19 protein-coding genes and 1 tRNA gene are annotated in these 25,007 nt (G+C 71.0%); 9 read left to right on the forward strand and 11 right to left on the reverse strand.

Annotation, left to right across the window (positions count from 1 at the left end; translation table 11 throughout):
* Positions 1-14 precede the first annotated feature (14 nt).
* From ACZ7EG_RS11430 to ACZ7EG_RS11450, 5 genes are all read right to left on the reverse strand, one after another.
* Positions 15-1,493 (reverse strand): peptidoglycan D,D-transpeptidase FtsI family protein, encoded by a 1,479-nt coding sequence (locus tag ACZ7EG_RS11430; RefSeq protein ID WP_471075581.1) that lies wholly within the window; start codon positions 1,491-1,493, stop codon positions 15-17.
* Positions 1,490-2,947 carry an FtsW/RodA/SpoVE family cell cycle protein gene (locus tag ACZ7EG_RS11435; RefSeq protein WP_471075584.1) on the reverse strand — a complete coding sequence of 486 codons (1,458 nt, stop codon included), beginning with the start codon at positions 2,945-2,947 and terminating at the stop codon, positions 1,490-1,492. Before ACZ7EG_RS11435 ends, ACZ7EG_RS11430 begins: the two co-directional genes overlap by 4 nt.
* Before the next feature lie 22 nt (positions 2,948-2,969).
* Positions 2,970-4,532: a Stp1/IreP family PP2C-type Ser/Thr phosphatase gene (locus tag ACZ7EG_RS11440; RefSeq protein WP_471075587.1), complete on the reverse strand. Its 1,563-nt coding sequence runs from the start codon at positions 4,530-4,532 to the stop codon at positions 2,970-2,972.
* Positions 4,533-4,672: 140 nt separating this feature from the next.
* The gene (locus tag ACZ7EG_RS11445) at positions 4,673-5,185 is read right to left on the reverse strand and encodes an FHA domain-containing protein FhaB/FipA (RefSeq protein ID WP_033309926.1); all 513 of its coding nucleotides are present in this window, start codon (positions 5,183-5,185) and stop codon (positions 4,673-4,675) included.
* Between the two features lie 10 nt (positions 5,186-5,195).
* Positions 5,196-6,062 (reverse strand): FhaA domain-containing protein, encoded by an 867-nt coding sequence (locus ACZ7EG_RS11450; RefSeq protein WP_471075591.1) that lies wholly within the window; start codon positions 6,060-6,062, stop codon positions 5,196-5,198.
* A 472-nt stretch (positions 6,063-6,534) separates the two neighbouring features.
* Between ACZ7EG_RS11450 and ACZ7EG_RS11455 the strand changes: the two genes are divergently transcribed.
* Positions 6,535-6,621 (forward strand) — tRNA-Leu (locus tag ACZ7EG_RS11455).
* A 331-nt stretch (positions 6,622-6,952) separates the two neighbouring features.
* Here the strand turns inward: ACZ7EG_RS11455 and ACZ7EG_RS11460 are convergent.
* Entirely contained in the window at positions 6,953-7,897 is a 945-nt protein-coding gene (locus ACZ7EG_RS11460) for a ScbA/BarX family gamma-butyrolactone biosynthesis protein (RefSeq protein ID WP_471075594.1), read from the reverse strand.
* Between the two features lie 173 nt (positions 7,898-8,070).
* Between ACZ7EG_RS11460 and ACZ7EG_RS11465 the strand changes: the two genes are divergently transcribed.
* The 4 genes from ACZ7EG_RS11465 to ACZ7EG_RS11480 all read left to right on the forward strand — a co-directional run bounded on the left by ACZ7EG_RS11465 (position 8,071) and on the right by ACZ7EG_RS11480 (position 11,883).
* A complete protein-coding gene (locus tag ACZ7EG_RS11465; RefSeq protein WP_471075597.1) occupies positions 8,071-8,736 on the forward strand; it encodes a ScbR family autoregulator-binding transcription factor in 666 nt (221 codons plus the stop codon).
* Complete coding sequence (locus ACZ7EG_RS11470; protein WP_471075600.1) at positions 8,733-9,722, forward strand: NAD-dependent epimerase/dehydratase family protein; 990 nt, start codon at positions 8,733-8,735, stop codon at positions 9,720-9,722. The genes ACZ7EG_RS11465 and ACZ7EG_RS11470 overlap by 4 nt, the downstream gene beginning before the upstream one ends.
* A gap of 165 nt (positions 9,723-9,887) precedes the next feature.
* Entirely contained in the window at positions 9,888-10,538 is a 651-nt protein-coding gene (locus ACZ7EG_RS11475) for a TetR family transcriptional regulator (protein ID WP_471075603.1), read from the forward strand.
* 139 nt (positions 10,539-10,677) lie between these two features.
* Positions 10,678-11,883 carry an IS701 family transposase gene (locus ACZ7EG_RS11480; RefSeq protein ID WP_471075606.1) on the forward strand — a complete coding sequence of 402 codons (1,206 nt, stop codon included), beginning with the start codon at positions 10,678-10,680 and terminating at the stop codon, positions 11,881-11,883.
* Between the two features lie 159 nt (positions 11,884-12,042).
* On the opposite strand, the gene ACZ7EG_RS11485 is transcribed toward ACZ7EG_RS11480, so the two are convergent.
* The 4 genes from ACZ7EG_RS11485 to ACZ7EG_RS11500 are packed head-to-tail and all read right to left on the reverse strand — an operon-like array spanning position 12,043 to position 18,678.
* Entirely contained in the window at positions 12,043-15,093 is a 3,051-nt protein-coding gene (locus ACZ7EG_RS11485; RefSeq protein ID WP_471075609.1) for a condensation domain-containing protein, read from the reverse strand.
* On the reverse strand, positions 15,090-16,754 hold the full coding sequence (locus ACZ7EG_RS11490; protein WP_471075612.1) for a condensation domain-containing protein: 1,665 nt from the start codon (positions 16,752-16,754) through the stop codon (positions 15,090-15,092). Before ACZ7EG_RS11490 ends, ACZ7EG_RS11485 begins: the two co-directional genes overlap by 4 nt.
* Positions 16,751-17,848 carry a MupA/Atu3671 family FMN-dependent luciferase-like monooxygenase gene (locus ACZ7EG_RS11495; protein ID WP_471075615.1) on the reverse strand — a complete coding sequence of 366 codons (1,098 nt, stop codon included), beginning with the start codon at positions 17,846-17,848 and terminating at the stop codon, positions 16,751-16,753. The genes ACZ7EG_RS11490 and ACZ7EG_RS11495 overlap by 4 nt, the downstream gene beginning before the upstream one ends.
* A gap of 26 nt (positions 17,849-17,874) precedes the next feature.
* Entirely contained in the window at positions 17,875-18,678 is an 804-nt protein-coding gene (locus ACZ7EG_RS11500; RefSeq protein ID WP_471075618.1) for a class-II aminoacyl-tRNA synthetase family protein, read from the reverse strand.
* Positions 18,679-18,906: 228 nt separating this feature from the next.
* Here ACZ7EG_RS11500 and ACZ7EG_RS11505 point away from each other — a divergent pair, with 228 nt between their 5' ends.
* The gene (locus tag ACZ7EG_RS11505; protein WP_471075621.1) at positions 18,907-20,295 is read left to right on the forward strand and encodes a condensation domain-containing protein; all 1,389 of its coding nucleotides are present in this window, start codon (positions 18,907-18,909) and stop codon (positions 20,293-20,295) included.
* 92 nt (positions 20,296-20,387) lie between these two features.
* Here ACZ7EG_RS11505 and ACZ7EG_RS11510 read toward each other — a convergent pair whose 3' ends face one another.
* The gene (locus tag ACZ7EG_RS11510; RefSeq protein ID WP_471075624.1) at positions 20,388-21,584 is read right to left on the reverse strand and encodes an FAD-dependent oxidoreductase; all 1,197 of its coding nucleotides are present in this window, start codon (positions 21,582-21,584) and stop codon (positions 20,388-20,390) included.
* Positions 21,585-21,722: 138 nt separating this feature from the next.
* Between ACZ7EG_RS11510 and ACZ7EG_RS11515 the strand changes: the two genes are divergently transcribed.
* From ACZ7EG_RS11515 to ACZ7EG_RS11525, 3 genes are read left to right on the forward strand one after another with little or no spacing between them, the layout of a single operon-like run.
* Positions 21,723-23,189, forward strand: a complete 1,467-nt coding sequence (locus ACZ7EG_RS11515) for a class I SAM-dependent methyltransferase (protein ID WP_471075627.1) — start codon at positions 21,723-21,725, stop codon at positions 23,187-23,189.
* A 55-nt stretch (positions 23,190-23,244) separates the two neighbouring features.
* Positions 23,245-24,159, forward strand: a complete 915-nt coding sequence (locus ACZ7EG_RS11520; RefSeq protein WP_471075630.1) for a VOC family protein — start codon at positions 23,245-23,247, stop codon at positions 24,157-24,159.
* Positions 24,156-24,950 (forward strand): SDR family oxidoreductase, encoded by a 795-nt coding sequence (locus ACZ7EG_RS11525; RefSeq protein ID WP_471075633.1) that lies wholly within the window; start codon positions 24,156-24,158, stop codon positions 24,948-24,950. The genes ACZ7EG_RS11520 and ACZ7EG_RS11525 overlap by 4 nt, the downstream gene beginning before the upstream one ends.
* The last annotated feature ends 57 nt before the right edge of the window (positions 24,951-25,007 follow it).

Consider the following 25,007-nt stretch of genomic DNA (forward strand, 5'->3'; position numbering starts at 1 on the left):
AGGCGTGAGCGGGGTCACTTCTTGCTGTCGATGACCGCCTCCATCACGCTCCTCGCGATCGGGGCCGCGAGGCCGCCGCCGGAGATGTCGTCGCGGACGGCGTTGTCGTCCTCGACGACGACCGCCACGGCGACCGGCGAGCTGTCGTCGTCGCCCTTGGCGTAGGAGATGAACCACGCGTAGGGGTTCTCGCTGTTGTCGACGCCGTGCTGGGCGGTACCGGTCTTGCCGCCCACCTTGACGCCGGGGATCTTGGCGTTGGAGCCCGTGCCCTTCTCGACGACCGTCTCCATCATCGACTGGAGCTTCTGGGCGTTGTCCGGCGACAGCGGCTGGCTCAGCTCCTCGGGGTCGGTCCTCTCGATCGGGTCGAGGCCGGGCGACTGCAGTGCGTCGACCATGTAGGGCTTCATGAGCTTGCCGTCGTTGGCGACGGCCGAGGCGACCATGGCCATCTGCAGCGGGGTGGCGGCGGTGTTGTACTGACCGATCGAGGACAGCGCGGTCTGCGACGGGTTCATGTTGTCGGAGAAGACCGAGGCGTTGGCGCGGACCGGCGTGAACTGCTCCTCGTCGAAGCCGAACTTCTTGGCCATGTCCAGCATCTTGTCGTTGCCGAGGTCGGAGCCGATCTTGCCGAAGACGGTGTTGCAGGAGTACTGGAGGGCCACCCGCAGCGTCGCGTTCTTGCAGGGGATGTTGCCCTCGTTGGGCAGCTTGGTGGTGGTGCCCTTCATGATCCACGGGTCCGGCGAGTCCGTCTTGGCGTCGGGGTCCGTGTAGATACCGTCCTCGAGGGCGGCGGCCGCGGTGACGACCTTGAAGGTGGAGCCCGGCGGGTAGGTCTCGCGCAGCGCCCGGTTGAGCATCGGGTCGTTCGGGTTGTTCTTCTTCTGCAGCTTCTGCCAGGCCTTGCTGTCCGTCGTGGTGGAGTTCCCGGCGAAGGACGACGGGTCGTACGACGGGAAGGAGGCCAGGGCCAGGATCTTGCCCGTGGACGGCTCCAGGGCGACGACGGAACCCTTGCCGCCCTGCTTCTTGAGACCGTTGTAGGCGGCCTTCTGGGCGGCTGCGTTCAGGGTGGTGACGACGTTGCCGCCCTGCTGCTTCTTGCCCGTGAGCATGTCGAGGGTGTTGCGGAAGAACAGCCGGTCGTCGTTGCCGGTGAGGATGCCGTCCTCGATGGACTCGAGCTGGGTGGCGCCGAAGGCCTGTGAGGCGTAGCCGGTGACCGGCGCCCACATGGGGCCGTCCTTGTAGGTGCGCTTGAACTTGAAGTCGCTGCCCGACGACTCGGCGGAACCGGTGATCGGCTTGCCGTCGACGATGATGTTGCCGCGGGGAGAGGCGTAGCGCTCGATGGTGACGCGGCGGTTGTTCTTGTCGGTCCGGAGCTCGTCGGCCTGGACGTACTGGATCCAGTTGTCGCGGATCAGCAGGGCCAGAACGAGCAGGCCGCAGAAGATCGCGATCCGGCGCAGGGGCTTGTTCATGACGGGCGGACCACCTGGGTCATCTCGGCGTCGGGGTTGGCGGCGGGGGCGGGGGCCGGGCGTCGGGCGGTGTCGCTGATGCGCAACAGGATTCCGATCAGTGCCCAGTTGGCGATCACGGAGGAACCGCCGTACGCCACGAACGGCAGGGTCATGCCGGTCAGCGGGATGAGGCCCATGACACCGCCGGCCACGACGAAGACCTGGAGGGCGAAGGCGCCGGACAGGCCGACGGCCAGCAGCTTGCCGAAGGGGTCGCGGGCCGCGAGGGCGGTGCGCACGCCCCGCTCGACGATCAGACCGTAGAGCAGCACGATCGCCATGACGCCGGCCAGTCCCAGCTCCTCGCCGAAGGTGGCGAGGATGAAGTCGGAGTTGGCGGCGAAGCCGATGAGGTCGGAGTTGCCCTGTCCGAGGCCGGTGCCGAGGGTGCCGCCGGAGCCGAAGGCCCACAGGGCCTGCATGGCCTGCTCGGAGTGGACGATGCCGTCCTGGACGGCGGCCCGGCTGAGCTCGTACTCACGCATGGGGTCGAGCCAGGCCTGCACACGGGTCTGGATGTGCGGCTCGAAGCTCGCCACACCGACGGCGCCGACCGCGGACATCAGCAGACCGAAGACGATCCAGCTGGTCCGCTCGGTGGCGACGTACAGCATGATGATGAACATCCCGAAGAACAGCAGCGACGTACCGAGGTCGGTCTCGAAGACCAGGATGAGGATCGACATCACCCAGACGACGAGGATCGGGCCCAGGTCGCGGCCGCGCGGCAGGTACAGGCCCATGAAGCGGCGGCTGGCCAGGGCCAGGGCGTCCCTCTTGACCATGAGGTAGCCGGCGAAGAACACCGCCAGGGCGATCTTCGCGAACTCACCGGGCTGGAGCGTGCCGAGGCCCGGAATCTTGATCCAGATCTTGGCGCCGTACGTCGGGGCGCTGAGGCCGGGGATCAGCGGCATCACGAGCAGGAGCAGGGCCGCTGCCATGGAGATGTAGGTGTACCGCTGGAGGACCCGGTGGTCTTTGAGGAAGATCAGCACGGCCACCAGCAGCGCGACGCCCATCGCCGAGTACAGCAGCTGGCGCGGTGCCGCCTCGACGAAGGTCTTGCTCGCCTGCAGCTTTTCCGACTGGTCCAGCCGCCAGATCACCACCAGACCGAGCCCATTGAGCAGGGTCGCCAGCGGCAGCATCAACGGGTCGGCGTACGGCGCGAACTTCCGGACGACGAGATGCCCGACGCCCGCGAGCAGACCGAGCCCGAGCCCGTAGCTCAGCAGGCCCGGCGGCACCGAGTCGTGGAGGGCCAGGCCGACGTTGGCGTAGGCGAACACCGGGATGACGACGGCGAACACCAGCAGTGCGAGCTCGGTGTTGCGCCGGCTCGGCGCGCCGATGGCGCCGATCGTGGACGTGTGGTGCGTCGCCGAGGGCGACGTATTCGTACCGCTCATCGTGTGACAGGGCCTCTCACGGCTACTGCTTACCGCACAGCGAGACGACCTTCTGCTCTTCCTCCGAGAGGCTGGGGCCGGGGCTGGGGGTGGGTGCGGTCGTGGTCGGGGGCGTGGACTTCTCCGGGGCCGACGGTGAACCCGACGGGCTGGACGGGTTGGGCGTCGGTGTGGCCTTGGACGTGAAGGAGGCGGGAGTGGTTCCCGTGGTGCCCCCGGCCTCGCCTTCGCCGGTCTTGGAGTTGTTCTTGCTCTCGGCTTCGCGCCGCTGCGCCTCCTTCTTGCACGCGGAGGCCTGTACCGACAGTTCCTGGATCTTCGCCTGGGCGTCCTGCAGACCGCCCTCGGGGATGGTCGCCTCGACCAGCTTCTGCTGGTAGGGCGGCAGGTACTTGAGTTCGATCTCGGGGTGGTCCTTCTCGACCTTCGAGAGCGAGACCCAGGCGAGGTCCTGGCTGATGCCCCGGTACAGCGCGACGTGTTCGTCCTCGGTGCCGACGTAGTACTGCGTCTGCGTCCAGCGGTATCCGCCGTACATGCCGCCGCCGATGACGGCCAGGGCGAGGATGCCGTAGAGGGATCTCTTCAGCCAGCGGCCCTTCTTGCGGGGCTTGGTGAAGTCGTCGTCGTCGTAGTCGAAGCCGGCCGCCGGGATGTAGCCGGTGGTGTCGCCGGAGCCGGGCGGGCCGAACTCGCCGCCGCCTCCGCCGCCTCCGCCGCCGCGGCCGTGGCGGCCGAGCCCGGAGGCGCGGCCCGCGGGGGTCTGCATGATCCCGTTGTCGTGCAGCTGGTGCTGGTTCTCGGCGACGGCGCCGACCACGACGGGGGTGTCGGACAGCTGCCCCGCGAGGGTGTCACCGGTGTCGAGGTCGAGGACGTCGGCGATGATGACCGTGATGTTGTCGGGGCCGCCGCCGCGCAGCGCCAGCTCGATCAGGTTCTGGACGGTCTCGTGGGGCCCCTGGTAGCTGGCGAGGGTGTCCTCGAGGGTCTGGTGGGACACCACGCCGGACAGGCCGTCGGAGCAGATCAGGTAGCGGTCGCCGGCGCGGACCTCGCGGATGGACAGGTCCGGCTCGACGTGGTCGCCGGACCCGAGGGCGCGCATCAGCAGCGAGCGCTGCGGGTGCGTGGTCGCCTCCTCCTCGGTGATGCGGCCCTCGTCGACCAGGCGCTGCACCCAGGTGTGGTCCTGGGTGATCTGGGTGAGGACGCCGTCGCGGAGCAGGTAGGCGCGCGAGTCGCCGACGTGGACCAGTCCGAGGCGCTGGCCCGTCCACAGCAGGGCGGTCAGGGTCGTCCCCATGCCCTCCAGCTGGGGGTCTTCCTCGACCATCGAGCGCAGCTGGTCGTTGGCGCGCTGTACGGCCGTGCCGAGGGAGGTGAGGATGTCGGAGCCGGGGACGTCGTCGTCGAGCGCGACGATGGTGGAGATGGCCTCGGAGGAGGCGACCTCACCGGCCGCCGCGCCGCCCATGCCGTCGGCGATGGCGAGCAGGCGCGGGCCGGCGTATCCGGAGTCCTCGTTGCCCTCCCGGATCATGCCCTTGTGCGATCCGGCCGCGAAGCGCAGTGACAGACTCATGCGCACCTCGCCTGTCGGCTCCGGGTACAGCCGGTCGTGTCGAGCCACACTGCCCACCCTCCGGTCGGGAGCGCGCGGGGGGCCGGGGTGGGGCCCGCCACTGCGTGCTCGCTCCGCTCGCGCCTATCCATGATGTAGCACTACTTCCGCAGCTCGATGACGGTCTTGCCGATGCGGATCGGCGCGCCCAGCGCAATCGGTGTGGGAGTCGTCAGCCGGGACCGGTCCAGGTATGTGCCGTTGGTGGAGCCGAGGTCCTCGACGATCCACTGGCCGTCGCGGTCCGGGTAGATCCTGGCATGGCGGCTGGAGGCGTAGTCGTCGTCCAGCACGATCGTCGAGTCGTGCGCGCGGCCCAGGGTGATGGTCTGGCCCTGGAGCGCGACCGTGGTGCCGGTGAGGGTGCCTTCGGTCACGACCAGCTTGGTGGGGGCGTTGCGGCCCCGGCGGCCGCCGGCGGGTTGCTGGCGCTGCTGCGGCGGCGCCTGGCGGGCGGCGGCCTGCTGCTGGCGGCCTGCCTCGCGGCGCGAACCGCGCTGGGTGACACGCGTACCGAAAAGGTCGCTGCGGATGACCTGCACGGCCACGATCACGAACAGCCACAGTACGGCCAGGAAACCCAGCCGCATGACCGTGAGGGTCAGCTCTGACATTGCCCCCGCTTCACCCTTCGGCTTGCCGGTAAATGATGGTGGTGCTGCCCACGACGATCCGCGAGCCGTCGCGGAGCGTAGCGCGGGTGGTGTGCTGCCCGTCCACCACGATGCCGTTGGTGGATCCGAGATCCTGGATCGTCGAGGGCGTTCCGGTCCGGATCTCGCAGTGCCGGCGGGAGACGCCGGGGTCGTCGATCCGCACGTCGGCGTCGGTGCTGCGGCCCAGTACGAGCGTCGCGCGGGAGATCTGATGGCGGGTGCCGTTGATCTCGATCCAGTGGCGGGTGCGTCCGCCGGCGGCCGGGGCGGCCGGGGACCGCTGGCCGCTCGCGGCGGGTGGGTAGCCGTAGCCGCCGGGGCGTCCGCCGGGCGGCGGCGCGGCCGGCATGGGCGGGGCGCCTGCGGGCGAGGCGGACGGCGGGTAGCCGTAGCCACCGGGGCGTCCGCCCTGCGGGGCGGCGGGCGCGCCGCCGGCTCCCGGGCCGCCCTGCTGGCTGCTGGAGGAGGCGAGCGTACGGCTGCGCACCCGGTACAGGCCGGTGTCGAGGTCGTCCGCCTTCTCCAGGTGCACCTTGATCGGGCCCATGAAGGTGTAGCGCTGCTGCTTGGCGTAGTCGCGCACCATGCCGGCGAGCTCGTCGCCGAGCTGGCCGGAGTAGGGGCTGAGCCGCTCGAAGTCGGGCGTGCTCAGTTCGACGATGAAGTCGTTGGGTACGACCGTCCGGTCGCGGTTCCAGATCGTGGCGTTGTTGTCGCACTCGCGCTGGAGCGCTCCGGCGATCTCCACGGGTTGGACCTCGGACTTGAACACCTTGGCGAAGGTGCCGTTGACCAGACCTTCGAGACGCTGCTCGAATTTCTTCAGGACTCCCATGAGGCACCTCCTCCGTAGCTGCCGTCCTGTGTACTGCCTTGCGGGCCGCTTGGCTGGTACTGCTTACTGATCGTATCCACGCGCCGCTCGATCGGCTGGTTCCCCCTGTAAGCCCCGCCGACGGGTGTCGACGCAGGACGAAGTTCCCTGTGGAGCTCCTCTTCGAACTCCTCCGGTGGTACTGCTGCGCGTATCCGCCTCCGGTATGCCTGACAAGGATCGTAGAGGCGGCTGAAGACCAGTGTCCCGCACCTGACTGTGGACCCCGACCCCTCCTGCGGAGACGGCGGGTACCGGTACGAGGTTGATACGTGAACCGGTACGCGTTGATACGTGGCAGGGACATCGAAGGTTCGGCAGGGGGTCTGCCTGCGGGGATAAGGGATGTGAACCCACCCCTTCCAGCGTGCTAATGTTCTGGGTGTCGGAAGGCGCCGGCCCCCAAGGGGCAGACGCCCAGGACACACCCAATGCGCGGGTGGCGGAATAGGCAGACGCGCTGGATTCAGGTTCCAGTGCCCGCAAGGGCGTGGGGGTTCAACTCCCCCCTCGCGCACCAGAGATACGAGTGATCGGGCCTCTGCCGGTGACGGAAGTCACCGGCAGAGGCCCGATTCTCGTTTCTGTGATCGCTGTGAGGCACTCCACAGCCCGGCGGTCGAGTCGGAGGGCACGTCGGGCCCCCGCGCGTGAGCAATGTCACGGGCGGGGGCCGACTCGGCCGGGCGGTCGTCCCGGAGGTCTGATCGTCGCGGTTCCGCTCGGGTCTCCGCGCGTTGATCCCGGAGGCCTCACACTGTGGCGATCATGTCGCGATGATCAAGACGGGACGTCTCGGAGCGGGTCTCGATGATCGCGCCCGGACGATCACGGCTCGGCGGTTGCGCGGCTCAGAGCTGAGAGTGGGCGCGGAGAGTGCTGCGCAGGGCGGTGACGGTTGCGCCGAACACCTCGGTGTCGTGCTGGGTGATCGTCACGCGGCAGGAGGCGTGGGTGGGGAGCTGCGAGGGGAGGATCTCGACCTCGACCCAGCAGGGGGCGTCGAATTCGACGTAGCGGTGGAACGTGCTGTCCATGCCGGTGATGACGGCGAAGTGGGGGTAGGTCAGGGTCTGGGCGGCCTGGCGGGCCGCCTCGAGGAGCAGCATGCCGGGGGCGTGGTCCACCCGGTGGTCGAACAGGGCGGGGTGGCTCAGGTCGACGCGGAGCTGGTACCGGTGTGGGGTGTCCGTCGGTGCGAGGACCACGTCCCGGGACCGGTCACGGCCGACGTGCTGCGGCGCGATCGGGGGCGGGGGCGGGGTGGCCAGGGAGGCGGCGTGGTCGAGATCGGCGTACGGGCCGCGCAGGCGCCGGTAGACCGCCGGGGCCTGGTTCGTGAAGTGGGTGTGGGCGGTGGCCACGACCGTGCCGCCGCGCGTGAGGTCGACCTCCATCGTCAGGGCCGCCAGGCGTCTGCCGCGGCGCGCCACGTCGAGACATCTGATCTGAGCGGTGATCTCGGCGGGCGTTCCCTCGCAGGTCAGGGCAGCCATGTCGGCGGTCCAGGTGAGGTGGTCCCAGATCTGCCGGTGATCGAAGGGGGCGTCGTAGCCGAGGTGGCTGAGCAGGGGGACCGTCTGGCGAATGGTTTCGGCGAGCAGAAGGGGATCGTGCATGCCGTGGGCGGAGTCGTAGAAGCTGTGCGCTCGCGGCCACTGGGCGGTGACGGTGAAGGTGTCGTCACCGCCTGCGTCGTAACCCGTCAGCAGCACTTCGCTCTGGGCTGCCTTGTGCACATACTGCCGAGGGACGGTCGAGGTGAAGAGTGGCTGGTGCGCAGCGAGGACAGTCATCTGGGTATCTCCCGAACGGCGTGACAGTGGCCTGTTGGTACGAGGAGCTGCGTGCGTCTCGCGGACCGGTGAGGTCTGCGGGGAGTGCGGACGGATGATGTCCGCGGAGTGTCGCTGGTGGCGTCGCGGTAGATAAGATAAAGGACGTTCATTTTTTTTGTCGAGAGGTTCACGTGAGTCCCAAAGCAAAGACCGAACGAGCCCCGCAGGAACGGGCGTTGCGTACCCGCGCGGTCATCCTGAGGGCCGCTGCGGAAGTGTTCGACGAGTTCGGCTTCAGCGGCGCCTCCATCAGCAAGATCATGAACCGTGCCGAAGTCACCCAAGGCGCGATGTACTTCCACTTCGACTCGAAGGAAGAACTCGCCCACGCGGTGATGGTCGGCCAGGGCGACGGGCTGGAGTTCCCGGAGGGGGAGGACGGCCTGCAGCGGCTGATCGACATCACGATCTACCTGGCACACGAGCTGCAGACCAACCCCGTGCTACGCGGAGGCGTGCGACTCGCCGTGGAGCAGAGCGAGTTCGGCATGCGCGACGCCAAGCCCTACCAGCAGTGGGTGGACACCTTCCGCGACCAGCTGTGCGCGGCCCGGGAACGCGGAGAACTCAACCCGGACGCCGAGGAGGACGAGCTGGCGGTTCTGCTGGTGAGTTCGTTCTCGGGGACGCAGTTGTTCACTCAGGTCACCACGGGCCGCGCGGACCTGCCCGAGCGGATCTGCACCATGTGGCGGTACCTGTTGCCGGCGGTCACGTCGGCGGAGTTGCGCGGCTCCCTGAGGGTCGATCCGGCGAAGCCGGGCGCGCCCGGTCACCGCGCCTCCCCGGGGCGGTGAGGGCGACCGTTCTCGGTGCGACGGGTTTCGTGGGTCGTGCCGTGATCAGGGAACTGCGCTTGCGGGGCGTAGCGGTGCGGGTGGCCGGCCGGCGCGCCGAAGCCCGCTCCGGTGTGGACGGACACGACTGCGAGGGGCCGGGCGGCGAGGAGCGGGTGCACGCCGACCTCCTGGATCCCGTTTCCCTGCGGGGCATGTGCGACGGCAGTGATGTGCTGCTTCAGCTGGCCTCGTACATCGGTCCCGACGAGGGGCTGGCGCGGGCGGTGAACGAGCACGGTACGCGCGCGGCCGTCGCCGAGGCGCGGCGTGCCGGGGTCGGGCACGTGATGCTGCTGTCGACCGCGGCCGTGTACGGTGCCGGGCCGCACCGCGGCATCGCGGTGGGCGAGATCGAACCGCAGCCGGTGTCGGCGGTCAGCCGCACCCGGCTGGCCGGGGAGCGGTACGTGCTGGAGGCCGGCGGTACGGTGCTCAGGCCCGGGCTCGTGCTGGGCCGGGGCGACCGCTGGGTGGTGCCCGCGCTCGCGGACATGCTGCGCCGCGTTCCCTTCCGCTGGGACGCCGGCCGGGCGCTGCTCTCCGTCGTCGACGTCGATGACCTCGCCCGGTTGGTCGCCGGGATCAGTGTGCGCGGCGACGGGCTGGGGGTGCGGCACGCGAGCCATCCGGACCCGGTTTCGGTCGGTGAGCTGATCGACGGGCTTGCGTCGCACGGCGTCCTCGACGCGCCCTCCGATCCGTGTCCGCTCGACCGCTGTCTGGAACGGCTGAGGGCCACCGAGGGTTGGGTGAGTGAGCGTCAGTTCCGTCTGGTCGCCGAGGATCACTGGTATGCCGACTCGCACGTGTGGTCGTGTGCCGGCGTGCCGCCGGCGGCGCATCCGCTGTCCGGCCTGGCCGGGGCGGCGGCCTGGTACCGCGGGCATCTGATCGCGGCGGCCGGGGAGCGTGAGGGGCAAGGTGCCAAATTCGTACGCACCTGATGGCGAAGGCGGGTTCGATCCGCCCATCCCGGTTACATTCCGGAGTATCCGGTCTCGCGCGAGTGCGTCGTGCGGCCACAGGACGGCCGCGTGAGGGTGCTCGCTCCCGCCGGGCCGGATGTCCGTTGAGCAACCCTCCTCAATTTCATACCGGGAGTGAACGTGGTGAGACAGGAGAGAGCCGAGCGGACCCGCCAAGCCCTCGTCGTCGCCGCCGCCGGCGAGTTCGACCGGCACGGCTTCTCCGGCACACCGCTGTCCCAGATCAGCAAGTCGGCACAGGTGACCATGGGAGCCCTGTCCTTCCACTTCCCTTCGAAGATGGCTCTGGCAGCCGAAGTGTGCGCGCAGGGTTCCGTCGCCACCCGTGAGGTGCTCGACCGGGTGATGGCCGCGCCGCGGCCGGGTCTGCTGGCCGTGGTCGATCTGACGGTGGAGCTTGTGCGGCTGCTGGAGCAGGACGTGCGCCCGCGGGCGGGTGCGCGGCTGTCGCGCGAGGTGGTGTCGGAGCTGCCGAGCTGGAACTCGCTGTGGCTCACGGCGATGCGCGAACTGCTCCACCGGACCAAGCCCGATCACCGTCCCGCGTCGGACCTGCGGGGCCTGGAACTGCTGATGCGGTATCTGATGGCCGGGGCCGAGACGTCGATCCGGGCAGGCGGCGCCTCGGGGGCGGTGGTGGACGAACTGAGGGACGTGTGGGGGGTGATCGCCCGCGGTCTGGACCTCGACGCTCTCGCCGAGGTGCCGGCCTGCGAACTCCCCGGGCGGGAGACGGTCCTCCCGGCGGCGCGACGGCCCTCCGGGACCAGCTGACCTTCGGCACGGTGACACCGCCGAACACGTTCACCGCGTTCGACCAGGGGCGACTCGGACGTAGAAAAAATAGAGATCGTTATCTATTCTTTTGCTTCGGCATTGAGGAGGACAACCTCGCGAGTGGAGGAGGAGCCACGTGCTTGCGCAGCGCTCGCACCAGGCCCCGTTGGACGTCACCGGCTTCGCGGAGCACCTGTTCGCCCTGCTGCCACGCACGGATCAGCGCCAGTGGGCCGAGGCCTACCTGCGGGGCCTGCTGACCGTGTCGGGGCGCAAGTCGCTCCCACGGCTGGCATCGGCCGTGGCCTCCCCCACCGCCTCGCAGTGCCTGCAGCAGTTCATCAATGCCAGTCCCTGGGACTGGACGCCGGTACGCCGGGAACTGGCACGCACCGTTGCGGCCACGCGACCGGTGACGGCCCTGGCCATCGGCACCGCCGTCATTCCGAAGCGGGGTGAGCACTCCGCGGGTGTGCACCGCCGGTTCGTCCCCGCGGCCGGGCGCACGCTCAGCTGCCAGGTGGGCCTCGGGCTGTTCCTGTCGGACGAGGAGTGCGCCGTGCCGGTGGACTGGGAGCTCGTCCTCGACGGGAGCTGGCGGGAGGACGCCCAGCGGCTGCGCCGTGCCAGGATCCCGGACGAGGCGGCCCGGCGGCCCGAGTGGGCCCAGGTGCTCGACCTGGTGGAGCGGCGGCCGGCCGGCTCGCTGCCCGGCGGGACACCACTGGTCGCCGATCTTCCCGACCTCCACGGCATGGACCGCCTGCCGGCCGCGCTGCGCGAGCGGGGCATCGACTACCTGCTGCGGCTCCCGGCAGGCCGTCCGCTCGCTCCCGCCCACAGGGCCTCTGCCCGCCCAGCGGCGACGCGCAGTCCGGAATCCCTCCTGCCCCCCGACGGCGCCCGGAACCGGCTCCTGACCCTCGTCTCCGTGCCGGTCGAGATCTCCGGCGCCGGCTGCGCACACCGGCTCTGGGCCCATCGGCCTTCGGCGGAGACCCGCGAGGTGCGCTACTACCTCACCAGCATGGCCGACACCGGGGCGGACCGGATCGCCGCACTGCTGCGTCACGTGGAGCGCGCCCGGGGCGCGGTGTCTGCCCTGGGCGACGGTTTCGGCATGCTCCACTTCGCCGGGCGCTCCTTCCCGGGCTGGCACCACCACATGACGATGGCGTCCGCCGCGTACGCGTACAGCAGGCTGACCGGCGGATCATCCGCTGCTGAGCGCACCGCTCCCGCGCCCCGGCACGGCGCGGACACTCGCCCGGCGGCGATCGGACCCACAGTCCCGGCTCTCGCCGGCGGGCGGGGTGTGCCGTCCGGCTCCGGCCGGCGTTGAGGAACAGGTGGTGAGCGCCTCCCGGACCCGCGCCGTCGGCACGACCGGGCTCCTGGCGGCGCGCGTGCGCGGCCGACGTCCGTGCGGCCCCTCGTGACGGGCTCGCAGGACGTCGGCCGCCCACCGGCAAGGCGGCGGGGTGCCGTCACGCGGGCCGCCTCAGCCGTGCACGCTCCGTGTGGCGTGCAGGAGCCCCGCCACCGTCGGGGTCTCGAACAGCGCGTCCAGCGGCACTTCGACGCCCAGTGCCTCGGTGGCTTGGGTGATCATCCGCAGCGCATCCAGTGACCTGCCGCCCAGGTCGAAGAACGAGTCGTGCAGACCGACCGTCGGCACCCCCAGGATCTCGGTGAATATCCCGGCGAGCACGATCTCTTCCTCGCTCCTCGGCTCGTCCGCCGCAGCGTCGTCTCCCGCCTGCGGATCCATCGCCGCGAGTGCCGCCGAGTCCACCTGACCGGACCGGGTCAGGGGGATCCGCTCGACGGTGACGAAGAGGACCGGAGCACCGGAGACCGGCAGCAACGAACCGATCCAGCGCTGCAGATCCTCTTCCCGCGCTGCGTCGTTCGCATCGCTTCCGGAACCCGGGACGACGTAGGCGACCAGAAGGTCGCGTCCGTCGGCCGAACGGGCCTTCACCACGGCGTCCGCCACCCGGTGGTGGGCACGGAGCCGGGCGGCGATGGCCGCCGGATCGACCCGCCGTCCGCCGAGCACGACCTGGTCGGCCGCGCGTCCCAGGACCGTGACCGTTCCGTCGGGCAGAGGCCGGCCGACATCACCCGTACGGCACAACCCGGAACCGGGCACGCCGTGCGCACGGTCCGGCAGGCCGGTTTCCGCGCCGGCCGGTTCCCCGCCGTACGGTGAGGCAAGCCCTACGCCGCCCACGTACACCTCGCCCACGCCGTGCACCGGGACCGGATTGCGGTCGCCGTCGAGGACCAGGAGACGGTCCCCGGGGGAGGGGCGGACAGCGCCCCGATGGCGCACGAGCGGCCTGACGGACCACGGGGAGGGCAGGTAGCGGTCCACCACGCGCGTGTGCGGGCCGAACAGGGCGCTCACGAGGCCGGTGTCGGCGTCGTCCAGACCGTCGCCGTCGCAGACCACGACCCGAACGGTGTCGACTTGCGCTGCCGCACCGCTGCCGAGGGACCAGCTGCGCAGGTCGTGCGCGGTGGCGCCGAGGACGCAGGTGACCTTGTGGCGGTCCAGCGCCGCGACGACCGCTGCGGTGTCGCTCCGTTCCCCCGGAGGGAGGAACACGACCGTCGCCCCGGCGGCGAGGCTGCCCATCAGGTACCCCACGGCCACGGGTGACTCCGGAGGGCTGAGCAGCAGCACGACGTCCGGAGCCGCCATCGCGCAGTTGCCGACGACGTCCGCGGCGGACTGGGCGACGGCGTGTTGGAGGGCGACGGCCAGGCCCGCCCCGGACCCAGGCAGGGCCGGCCAGACGCAGACGGGGGTGTCCGGGCGCACCTTCACGTCCGGTGGTGTCGTCGGCTGCCCGGCGCTCACCGCCGGGTTCGTGAGCCACAGCGTTCCGGAATCCGTCGTGCCGGTGTGCGTGCCGGCCGGTGCGGGGCCGGCACAGGCGAGCGGACGGCCCGACCTGAGTACCCCGAGCACGGCGGCGACGGTGTCGGCTGAGCACGGAAGGCTCACCGCCACCGGCATGCCGGTCGGGACCTCACGCGTCGACACCCAGTGAGCGAACTGGTTGGCGCGCGCGTCGAGTTCTGTGTGGGTGAGCCGGCGGTGCCCGCAGACCACGGCGGCCTCGGTGGCGCCCTGCCCGGTGAGCGGCAGGTCCGGCAGGGTGAGGTCGCGCTGTTCGGGTGCCGCTCCGGGACTGGCGCTCAGCAGCACCTGCCGCTCCGCGGTCGGGACGGTGGCCAGTTCGGCCGTCGTGCGGTCCCCTCCCAGCGTCAGCGTGTCGAGGGTGTGGGCGACGTGGTCCAGCAGCCGCTCGGCGTAGTCGTCGGTGTACCGGTCCCGGTCGTGCGTGAGGACGAACTCCAGGCCGGGCCCTTCCACGGCCATGAGGGTGAGCGGGTCGTTCGTACGCTGGAAGTACTCGATCTGCTCGATCGCCGTCGACTCACGCGCCCAGCCCGACTGGTCGATCGGGTAGTTCTGCATCACCGTCGACGTCTCGAAGAGAGCCTGCCCCCCCGACAGGCCGGTGGTGGCCAGTGCGGCGGGCAACGGGAGGTATCCGAACTGCTGGAGTTCGAGCTGCCCGGCGTGGACGTGGGACAGCCAGCTCCGGACGCTCTGCCCCGGCGAGGTGCGGATACGCGTGGGCAGGGTGTTGAGCAGGACACCGGCCATTTTGTCCGCGCCCGACAGCTGGGGAGGCCGTACCGCCAGCGTGGTGCCGAAGACGACGTCGGCCCTGCCGCTGAACCGGCACACCGTCAGCCCCCAAGCGGCCTGGACCAGGGTGTTGAGGGTGACCCGGGCGTGCTGTGCGGCCGTGCGCCAGTCTGCGGCGCGCCCGGGCGGGACGCTGAGCCGCCGGTCCGCGTAGCGCTCCTGCCCCGGGTCGCGCGCAGTACCCGCCGGCCCCGGCAGGACCGTCGCCTCCCGTACGTCACCCAGCCGGTACTGGAAGGCCTCCTCGGCCTCGACCTGGTCCTGTCGGCCCAGCCACGCCACGTAGTCGCGGTAGGGACGGCGGCGGGTGAGCCGCACGGGGCGTCCCCGGCTCGCGGCGTCATAGGCGTCCAGGAGGTCGTTCAGGACCAGGTGCGTGCTCCACCCGTCGAGCAGCAGGTGGTGAAGCGTCCACACCAGGACGTCGTGCCGACCCGGCAGCCGGACGTGCGTGAACCGGGTGAGGGAGGGCCGGTCCAGGGCGAAGCCCCGCCGGCGGTCGGACCGGGCGACCTCCGACAGAGCCGCTTCAGGGTTGTCGTGCTCCGAGAGATCATGCGAGCCGACCGTCACCGGTGAGCTGCTGTGCACCACCTGCAGTGGATTGTCGGCCGCCTTCGCGTGGAACGAGGTGCGCAGTACGGGGTGCGCCTCGACCACGGACGTGACGGCCTGCCGCAGGGCTGTGAGGTGGAGGGGACCGGAGAACCTGCACACCAGCTGGTTGACGAAGAGTTCGGGATCCCGGTCGCGCAGGCAGTGCAGCAGCATGCCCTCTTGCAGGGAGGTCAGACGGTAGACGTCTGCTACAGCGGGGTTCATCGTGGCGTCGTGTCCTCGTCGGTGTTCAGGCCGCTCAGCAGCTTGGTGAGCTGTTCCGAGTCGAGGCCGGACAGCGGGAAGTCGTGCGGTGTCCAGGGGTGCGCCCCACCACGCATCAGTTCGCCGACGGCCTCCTCCATCCGCGCCACGGTCTCGTCCGCGAGCCGGGCGGTGACCTTCTCGCACGCCAGGTCGCGGCGGCCGGTGACGGACACCCGCAGCCGCCCGGAGTCGATCCGGCCGGTCACCTCAAGAGCATGGCGGCCCGCGGGTTGCGCGGTCGCGACCTCACGGAACAGCGGAGGAGGCGCCGACCGGAAGCGCACAGCGATCTCCGCCTCGGGCAGCGCCGCCACCTGTTCCCGGACGGCCGGGTCGAGACTGAGCCGGTGCAGTGCACCGAAGCCCACTCCGCCGTGGGGGACCGCTCGCCGGGCGGTTCGCACCGACCGCACCAGATCACCGGCGGACCCGGCGCCGCTGAGGTCGGCGACGAAGGGGAACGACGCCGTGCAGGCACCGATCGTCGTCGAGAAGTCGTCGTCCGCGGCCAGTCCGAGCCGGCCGTCGCACTCCAGGTCCACGAGGACCCGAGGGGCGCCGGTCCAGCTCCCGACCGCTCCGGCGACACCCGCGAGCAGCGCGTCCAGGATCTCGGCCGGCGACTGGAACGCCGGCGTGTCGAGCAAGGCGGAGGTCCGTTTCTCGCTGAACTCGGCCCAGGCGGTCACCTGCGCGTCAGGCTGCGGATCCGACGGCCCGGTGCCCCACGGCTCGCAGACCTCCCGGGGAAGGCCCAGCCAGTACGGGAGCTCGCGGGCGGCCTCCGCACTGCCCAGCCAGTCGTTGAGATGTCCGATCCAGCGGCTGAACGGCGTGGCCGGATCGGGCGGGGTGAGCACGCCGTCGTTCTCCAGCTGCTCGTAGGCGATCGTGATCTCGCCCAGGAGCAGCTCCTGGGCGTGGCGGTCGGCGGCCAGGGGGTGCACGGCCAGGAAGAGGTGACAGGCCTCGTCGGTGTCGAGCAGGGCCGCGGCGAGCAGGGGGCCGGATTCCGTGTCGAGGGCGGCTGCCAGGTCCAGGCGCAGTCGGCGCGCGCCCGCGGCGGGTGTCGGTGTCGCCGAGCCCCGGATGTCGAGATGGGTGAAGGTGGCCGTCCCCCCGGGCTCGGCGAGGCTCTGGACCCATCCCGCCGGACCGTGGGCGAACCGGAGCCCGAAGGCTTCATGGCGTTCGGCCACGGCGGTCAGCGCCGTGCCCAGGAGGTGCGGGTCGAGCCGGCGCGCCGCACGCAGCTCGATCACGTCCGGACCGGACTGCCGCTCCAGGAGGAGGTGTTGGGACGGAGCGAGGGAGAGGGACCGTCCCGCGGCCCGTCCAGGGACGACCAGAGTGGGTTCCGCATCGAGCAGCGCGGTGCTCAGCGCCCGGACCGTCGGGTTCTCGAAAACCAGGCGGGTCGTCACCGGGATGCCGAGATCTCGGGCGCGGCCGCTGATGAGCACGCTGGTGATGGAGTTCCCGCCGAGGTCGAAGAAGTGGTCGTCCAGGCCGACGGAGGCGACGCCGAGGGCCTCCCGCCAGATCTCCGTCAGCGCCGACCGCAGTGGCTCGTACTGCCGGCTGCTGGTGTCGGGCGCGATGCCGTCCGGCACGGTCATGATGTCCCCGTTTCCTGTCGGGCGGCCCGGGAGGACAGAACGCGGCCGCCGGCCTCCTCCCGGACGCGGTTGAGGTGGTGGAGTCCGGCCAGCACCTGGTCCGTGGGCACGCCGAAGTCGATGAAGCAGGCCAATTCGTCGACCCCCGCCGCCCGCACCTGCTCCACGATCGCCCCGGCCTGCTCGACCGTGCCGAACAGCCCGCTGGTGCCGTAGTACCGGTCGAAGGAACGGCGCACCAGGAAGTCCACCTGAGCGTCACTGAGTTTGCCCAGGTCCAGCCCCTGCAGGGTGTCGACGGCCGATCGGGCGATCAGGTTGAAGGAACTCTTGAGGTAGGCGATGAACGGCTCGCGCACGGTCTCGAGGACGGCGTCCGCGTCGTCCCCCACGAAGGCGTGCAGCATCAGCGCGACGTGGCCGGGCCAGCCGTCGTGACCGGGCCGCTCGGCCAGGGCCTTGCGGTAGACAGCGATCTTCTCGGCCAGTTCGTCCGTGCTCTGCCCGAGCAGATGGGTGAGCACGCCCGCCCCGGCCTCACCGGCGGCGCGGAAGGTGTCGGGGCTTCCGGCGCTGGTCAGCCAGACGGGCAGTTCTCGTTGCACCGGCCGCGGGTAGACCTGCAGGTCGGCCGTGTTGCCAGTGCCGTCGAGCGCCTGCATGCCGTCACCCCGCCACAGCGCGCGCACCTGCTGCATGGTCTCGACCACGGTCTTGCGGCGATCCGCGTAGCCGCCCGGATTCAGCACGAAGTCGACCGGGTCCCAGCCGGAGGCGAAGGAGATACCCGCCCGCCCGCCCGAGATGTTGTCGACGACCGCCCACTCCTCGGCGATGCGCAGCGGATGGTGCAGGGCGGGAACGACGCTGCCCGCCCTGACGGAGATGCGATCGGTGACCGCGGCCACGGCGGCGCCGGTGACCGACGGGTTGGGGTACAGAGCGCCGACCGAGTGGAAGTGGCGCTCGGGCGTCCACACCGCGGCGAAATCATTGCGATCCGCGAATTTCGCTCCCTCCAGCAGGAGTTCGTAGCGGTCACCCGCTCCGGTTCCGCAGGTGTTGTCGGCGAAGTAGAAAAGGCTGAATTCCATTCTGCTCCCCAGTCGGCTCGGCCCGTTCAGAGTGCGAGTCGCGCCCGCACCGAAGTCGGCCATTGTGCGGAGTCCGCGCCGTGTTCCTGCCGGAGGGCCAGAACGATGCGGTCCAGACCGAATGCCATGCAAGCGCTGTGTGTTGCGGAACCATCGGTGTTGGTGATGTCGAAAGCCTCACCGAAGTGTTCCTTGTGGTAATTGGCCGAGGCGATGGCCTGCGGCAGGTCGTCGGCCACAAGCGCGGTGATCTCCCATTTGAGCTGCTGTCGGCGTTGCGCCAGGGAGAGGAAGTCACCGGACTGGCCGAAGAACGGGTCACTGGCCGGCACGGTCCGGGTGGACAGCCCCAGGCCGGACAGCCACTCGTCGGCCGACCGCAGTGCGCGGTCCCGCCACCGTTCGACCGCGCCGGGCTGCCCGAAGCGGACCACCTCGTACATGCGGAAGGAGCGCAGGCGCCCCGTCTCGAAGGTCTTCTCCCCCCGGTAGCAAGCCGCTTCGACACTGAGGCAGGCAGGGCCGTCCAGGACGTCGCCGGACAGCAGCGGATAGAGGTGGTGGCACGCCGCGGAGGTCAGCACCAGGTCGGTGGCGGTCGGCTCGCCCCCGTCCTCGGAGCCGTGGACCGAGCCCAGCAGATGGGGGAAGGAGGCCGGATACCCCGCCTTCTCCGACGTTGCGCGGGAGATCACCGGCGGCGCGGTGAAGTGTTCCTGACGCCCCTCGGCGAACAGCGCGCCGATATCGCGGCGCAGTCCGTCCACAATCCTTTCGTTCTCGCCGGAGGAGAGTAAGACGCCCCGCGTCTTGGAGGTTCCTTCCGCCACTTCGCGAATATGCGACAAGGGTGTCATCAACGCCCCCAAGAATCTCGGTCATCTGGCGCACGACACCGTAGGGGGCATGTGTGGTGTCTGGCCAGAGACGGTTTGTCGGCGGGGCCGAGAGTGCCAGAGGCGCGGGGTTGCGGTGTTCAAGTGATTCTGGCTCCAGTTGAACACCGCGGCGTCCAACTTCCGCTTGTCGTCCGGTCCGCTGTCGACTAGCGATATGGCGTGACGAATTCCCGCACTTTTCACGACGTGCATTTCTCCGGACTTCGGGCACGGGTGTCCGACCTCACCTGGGGGCAGCGCTGGATCTGGGACGAGGCGCAGTGGTTCACTCCCCATCACGAGCACCTCAATGTGCCGATGGTCGTCGACGTGCCGGAGGGCACCACGCTGCCCGAGGTGCTGGCCGGTGTGCAGACCCTCGTCGAGAGCAGGGAGGCCCTGCGCACGACCTACCCGCCGCCCGGGGCGGGCGCGCCCCGGCAGCATGTCGCCGGGCAGGGCCGGATCAGGGTGGAGGTGCGCTCAGCGGCTGCCGGTGAAAGCCGGGCCGCGGCCGAGACGTTCGTCGCGCAGTTGCGGCGCGCACCGTTCGCGACGGACGAACTGCCCTTCAGGGTGGGGGTCGTGCAGGACGAGCGCGGGCCCCGGCAGGTGGTCGCCGTCGTCTTCCACCTGTCGGCCGACGGCTGGGACATCGCCCGGATCTCCGCCGAGATGGAGGAGCTTCTCGCCGCCCCCCGTTCGCCGTCCATCCCCTCGGCCGACGAGCGGCTGCACCCGGTGGACCAGGCGGAGCGGGAGCGCGGCGCCGAGGGGGCGCGGACGTCCGAGCGATCGGTCCGGTACTGGGAGGCGCAGCTCGCCCGGGCCCCCGGCGTGATGCTGCCCGACGGGGCGGGCGTTCCCGGCACACCGCGGTTCCAGGAGGTGGTGTGCGAGTCGGAAGCCATGGCGGTCGCGGTGCGCATCCTGGCGCAGCGGCTCCGGGTCAGTGAAACGGCGGTTTTCGTGGCCGTCGCCGCGATGCTCCTCGGCCGCCGCGTGGGCCGCCCCGAGTGCTGCTTCACCGTGTGCTGCCACAACCGCATCGGTCCCGAGGAGGTGGCGGCCACGGGCACGTACGTCCAGGACGTGCCCGTGACGATCGAGGTCGGGGGTACGGCGTTCGCGGAGATCGTGCGGCGGACGTGGCGTGCGCTCCTGCCCGCGTACGCGGCCGGGAAGTACGACCCGGTCCGGGTCGTCGCGGCGGTCGAGGAGGCCGAGCGCCGGCGCGGCACGGACATCGATCTGTCCTGCACGGTCAATGTGATGCTCGGGGCGAACGGTGACGCCCCCGGCCCGGTCGAGGCCGACGGCGCGGCGGCGCGGGAGGCCGTCGAGGCGTTGCGGGCGAGGACGCGGACGAGCGGGAAGCCCGGTCGGGACCGGGACCGCAAGGGCCGGAAGTTCTATCTGAGGGCCCACAACTATTCCGGGGCCGTGCTGATGTCGCTCCGGGTCGACACCCTGGCCATGTCCGCCTCGGACGCCGGTTCGTTCCTGGAGGACTTGGAGCGGACCGCGGTCGAGGCGCTGGCGGACACCGACGGGCCGCAGTCGTCGTAGTCATGGGCGCAGGCCGGTGCGGGCCACGCGTGCCTGCCCGGGAACCCCGCGGCCGTTCGGCGGGCGGGGATTCCCGGGGACTGCTCCGTCGTTCAAGTGCGGCTCGGCCGCAGTTGCCCGGAACGCGCGAGGTGGGTGAGGGGCAGGCTTCCCGCGAAGACGCCCAGAAGCTCTGCCGCGAACCGGTCGTCGGACTCGGCCTCGCGCAGCACGGCGGCGAAGTCGTCGTCCAGCGGGGCCAGTGAGGCCTGCCGGCACACGAACTCGAACATCGCCGCCCGGCCGGCGTCCCGGCGCGCGGCGTACCGGGCCAGAGCCCGCTCCATCGGCAGTTCACCGGCCAGTCCCTGGTGGACGGCGCGTGCGAGCATGTCGGCGTCGGTGAAGGCGTCGGAGATCCCGTGGGCCCCGATCGGGTCCTTGTGCTGTCCGGCGTCCCCCGCCAGGGCCCAGCCCGGCCCGTACGGCTGCCGGAAGTAGTTGCGCAGATGGCCCGCGGCGCGTACCCGCTCCGCCGGGCGCCTGTCCTTCACCAGTGCGGCCAGTGCGGGAATCCGCTGCAGGGTGCTCAAGTACAGCAGCTCGGGGCCGCCCCGGTGCGCGAGGAACTCGGCGCGGGGCAGGGTCAGCGCCACCATGCTCAGCGCGTCGTGGGTGGGCCACACGGCCGCTCCCAGTCCCGGCCGCACGAAGGTGCGCACCTCGTCGACGGGCAGGTCCTCCCAGTAGGCGTAGAGGGTCGCGGCGAGGGGGCCCCGGTCATGGGTGAACGGGGCGTCCACCGCCCGGGCGACCGTGGAGTTGCGCCCGTCGGCGCCGACCACCAGACGGGCCGTGTGGGTGAAGGGGACGCCCTGGCCGTCGTGGCCGCTGACGCCGGTGACGGCATCGCCCTGCCGGGTCACGTCGCGCACCGAGACGCCTTGGCGTACCTCGGCACCCGCAGCCGCCGCGGCTTCCACCAACAAGGCGTCCAGGACGTACCGACGGGGTGCGTAGGTGACGGCCGCCGCGCCCCGGGCGAAGGGCGCACCCTCGAGGACGGTGTCGCCGAAGTCGACCCGCAGCCGTTCGATGGGTGGGCACCCGGTGTCCCTCAAACGCTCCAGCAGGCCCCAGGAGGACAGGAGTTCGACGCCCGGACGCAACACCCAGTGTGTCGAGAGGGTGTCGCTGGGGAACCGCGCGCGGTCCAGGACCAGCACGGAGTGCCCGGCTCGGGCGAGCAGCATGGCCAGCGGCGACCCGGCGCACCGGGCTCCGACCACGATCACGTCGTACGAGGTCATGGCGGGTGACTGTAGAAGCCGTCGGGTGCGGCGGTCGATGTCTGATGCGAACACGGCCACAACGGTGTGTGATGCGCCGACCGCACGTAGCCTCCGTCGGGCTGTCAGGGAAACGGCGGCGGTTCAAGGAGACGCGACATGCCTGAAGTCGAGGAGAGCCCCGCCCTCGGGCAGGGGGAGTGCGATACGGCCGCCGCGGTGCTGCGGTCCCACCCCCGGATCCGAGCGGCGGCTGTGGAGTGTGCGGAGGATCCCGGGGGCGGTGGGTCGGTCCTGGTGGCCCGCGCCGTGCCCGAGTCGGACCCCGTCGCGGTGGGAGCGGGCGCGGCGGACGCGGTCGTGGAGGCCTGGCAGGCGGTCTTCGACGACTGTTACGAGGTGGCGGCGCTGGAGGAGGATCCGGTCATCGCCGGTATCACCGGATGGACGGACAGTCTCACCGGTCAGCCCGTACCCGCCGCGCAGATGGCGGAGTGGGTGGACACGACCGTCACCCGCCTGCGCGGCCTGCCGCACCGCAGGATCCTGGAGATCGGGGCGGGCACGGGCCTGCTGATGAGTCCGCTCGTGCGCGCCCTCGCTCCCGAGGTCTACACGGCCACCGACTTCTCGGCCCGGTCGGTGGATCTGCTGCGTGAACTGGCCGGTGAACTGACCGGCGATGTGCCGGATACCTCGATCACCGTCGAACAGGCGGAGGCCACCACGACACCGCCGGGCGGCCCTTACGACCTCGTGATCGTCAACTCGGTGGTCCAGTACTTCCCGTCGACGTTGTACCTGGACGAAGTGCTGCGGCAGGTGCTCCCGGCGGTCGCGCCCGGCGGACACGTGTTCCTGGGCGACCTGCGGCACGCCGGTCTCCGCGAGGCCTTCGCCGGTCTGAAGCACCACCGCCGGGCCGCGGCCGAGTCCGCCGGGGTGCCGATGCGGGTGCGGGTCGAGCGGGAGCTGCGGCTTGACGGGGAACTCAGCCTGCTGCCCGACCACCTGCACGCGCTGCCCGGCCGGTTCGGCCGGCTCACGGGCGTGGACACCGCTCCGCGCAGGGGCGCGACACCGAGCGAGATGACGCTGTTCCGCTACGACGCCGTCCTCCACGTCGGCTGTCCGTTGCCGGCGGGCGGGGCGCGGTGGGACGAGGGCGGGAACCTCACCCTCGACTCCGCACACGACCGGCTCGTCGGCGCGAGCGAGGCGTTCGGCTTCCGCGGCGTCCCCAACGCACGTCTGGCCGAGGCTCTCGTGCTGCGCGCCGCACACAGGGAGGCCGGCTCGGAGCACGGCCGGGAAAGCCGCCCGGGCGTGGACCCCGAGCGGCTGTCGCGGCTGGTCGAGGCGGCGGGCTGGACGGTGGGGCTGCGGTGGACGCCGGGGGACGACGAGGGGCGGTACGACGTGTGGTGCACGCCGCCCGCCGGGGCGGGCGTGCCCGCGTGCCGGAGCGTGCCGGGTGCCGTGAGCGCCGCGCCGTCCTACCGGCAGCCCGTCTTCTCGCCGCGAGCGGAGCTGAGCTGGTCCCGGGCCGTGCTGTCGGCGGTCAACGACGCGCTGCCGTCCGGCCTCGCCGTGCGGCAGCTGAGCGCGGTCACCGTGCTGCCCTGACCGGGACGCGCACGCGCGGACCGCACCGGCAGCCCAACAGTCCTGGAGGAGAAGCATGGTTGCGCACGTCCGGCACGTGTCGCTCGGGGTCCCCGACCTCGCTGCGGCACGGGAGTTCTACGAGAAGCGCTGGCAGCTGGAGCCGGTCAGCGCCGAGGGCGATCGGCTCTATCTCGGCGCGGGATGCCCGGAGAGCCACGTACTGCGACTGCGGGAGACCGCCGAGCCGCGAGTCGACCTGATCTCGTTCGCCGCCTCGTCGGTGGCGGAGGTCGATGAGATCGCCGAACGCGTGGTCCGCCACCCGCAGGCGCGGATGGTGCGGGAGCCCGGGCTCCGCGAGGACCTCGGCGGCGGTTACGCGCTGTGGTTCCTCGACTGTGACGGCCGCACGGTCGAGGTGTCGGCGGATGTCACAGGCCGTCCCTTCCGGCCGGTGGAGGAGGAGGAGACCCGCCCGATGGGGATCAGCCACGTGGTGCTGAACACCCCCGATCTCCAGGCGGCTCGTCTCTTCTACGAGTCCGTGCTCGGCTTCCGGGTCTCCGACTGGGTCGAGGACATCATGTGCTTCCTGCGCACGGGACGCGCGCACCACGTCATCGCCTTCACCCGGGCCCCGCACACGTCCCTCAACCACGTGGCCTTCGAGATGCGGGGCCTGGACGAGTTCATGCGGGCCACGGGTGCCCTGATGCGCCAGGGTCTCGCGCCGCTGTGGGGGCCGGGCCGGCACGGGGTGGGGCGGAACACGTTCTCGTACTTCCGTGATCCGTCCTCGGGTTTCGTCCTGGAGTACACCACCGCGGCGCAGATGATCGACGACGAGCACGGGTGGACGCCGAAGGTCTACCCGGCGACGGCGCAGACGACCGATGTGTGGGGCACGGCCAACGAACGGGACGAGCTGGTCTCGACGGCCCTGCGTGGCATTCCGGACGCCGGCCTGTGGTCGGCCCCTCCGGTATGAGCGCGCCGCACACCGGCCGGACCGGCTCGTCGGAGGGCGTGGTCCTGGTCACCGGTGGTTGTTCCGGCATCGGACGGGCGGTCGTCGAGGATTTCGCCGCTCATGGACACGATGTCGTCGTCCTCGATCAGGACGCCCCCGTCCGGCCGCTTCCGCAAGGGGTGACGTTCGTCAGGGGTGACGTGTGCAGCGCCGAGGACAACGCGCGCGCGGTGGAGGCCGCCGTCCGGGAACACGGGCGTCTCGACGCCTTCGTGGGCAACGCGGGGATCCATGACGCCGGTGCGGGGCTGCGTGACCTGCCCGCACAGGAACTGGCCGAGGTCGCGCGGCGGGTCCTGGACGTCGACGTCGTCGGGTACGTGCTCGGGGCCAGGGCCGCCGTGGGCGAGTTGGAACGGACCGGCGGCTGCATGGTTTTCACCCTGTCCGACGCGTCGTTCCTCGTGAGCGGCAACGGGGCGGGGCTGGCGTATGCGGCGGCCAAGCACGCGGCCCTGGGGGTGGTGCGCCATCTGGCGGCCGATCTGGCACCGCGGATACGGGTCAACGCCGTGGCCCCCGGCGGCGTCGTCACGGGGCTGCGGGCCGTGCGGGGGGCGGGTGCCGCGCCCCGCGCGGTGTTCGAGGATCCCGAACCCATCGAGCGGACCATCCAGGAGTACAACCCTCTGGGCGTCATACTGACGCCGCACCAGTTGGCGCCTCTCTACCGCATGCTGGCCTCGCCCTTCTCGGCGGGGATGACCGGTGAGGTGCTGCGTCCCGACGGCGGTCTCGCGGTGCGCTGACGCTCGTCCCCTCTCGCCTTCCGTGCCCGTGCCGGTGATCCACCGGCACGGGCACGG

This window comes from Streptomyces sp. NPDC037100 (assembly GCF_055606225.1).

What these genes read in the sequence shown, in the direction of transcription:
- ACZ7EG_RS11430 (WP_471075581.1), bottom strand. Translation starts at nt 1,493, where the DNA reads ATGAACAAGCCCCTGCGCCGGATCGCGATCTTCTGCGGCCTGCTCGTT.
- ACZ7EG_RS11435 (WP_471075584.1), bottom strand. Translation starts at nt 2,947, where the DNA reads ATGAGCGGTACGAATACGTCGCCCTCGGCGACGCACCACACGTCCACG.
- ACZ7EG_RS11440 (WP_471075587.1), bottom strand. Translation starts at nt 4,532, where the DNA reads ATGAGTCTGTCACTGCGCTTCGCGGCCGGATCGCACAAGGGCATGATC.
- ACZ7EG_RS11445 (WP_033309926.1), bottom strand. Translation starts at nt 5,185, where the DNA reads ATGTCAGAGCTGACCCTCACGGTCATGCGGCTGGGTTTCCTGGCCGTA.
- ACZ7EG_RS11450 (WP_471075591.1), bottom strand. Translation starts at nt 6,062, where the DNA reads ATGGGAGTCCTGAAGAAATTCGAGCAGCGTCTCGAAGGTCTGGTCAAC.
- ACZ7EG_RS11460 (WP_471075594.1), bottom strand. Translation starts at nt 7,897, where the DNA reads ATGACTGTCCTCGCTGCGCACCAGCCACTCTTCACCTCGACCGTCCCT.
- ACZ7EG_RS11485 (WP_471075609.1), bottom strand. Translation starts at nt 15,093, where the DNA reads ATGAACCCCGCTGTAGCAGACGTCTACCGTCTGACCTCCCTGCAAGAG.
- ACZ7EG_RS11490 (WP_471075612.1), bottom strand. Translation starts at nt 16,754, where the DNA reads ATGACCGTGCCGGACGGCATCGCGCCCGACACCAGCAGCCGGCAGTAC.
- ACZ7EG_RS11495 (WP_471075615.1), bottom strand. Translation starts at nt 17,848, where the DNA reads ATGGAATTCAGCCTTTTCTACTTCGCCGACAACACCTGCGGAACCGGA.
- ACZ7EG_RS11510 (WP_471075624.1), bottom strand. Translation starts at nt 21,584, where the DNA reads ATGACCTCGTACGACGTGATCGTGGTCGGAGCCCGGTGCGCCGGGTCG.
- ACZ7EG_RS11515 (WP_471075627.1), top strand. Translation starts at nt 21,723, where the DNA reads ATGCCTGAAGTCGAGGAGAGCCCCGCCCTCGGGCAGGGGGAGTGCGAT.
- ACZ7EG_RS11520 (WP_471075630.1), top strand. Translation starts at nt 23,245, where the DNA reads ATGGTTGCGCACGTCCGGCACGTGTCGCTCGGGGTCCCCGACCTCGCT.
- ACZ7EG_RS11525 (WP_471075633.1), top strand. Translation starts at nt 24,156, where the DNA reads ATGAGCGCGCCGCACACCGGCCGGACCGGCTCGTCGGAGGGCGTGGTC.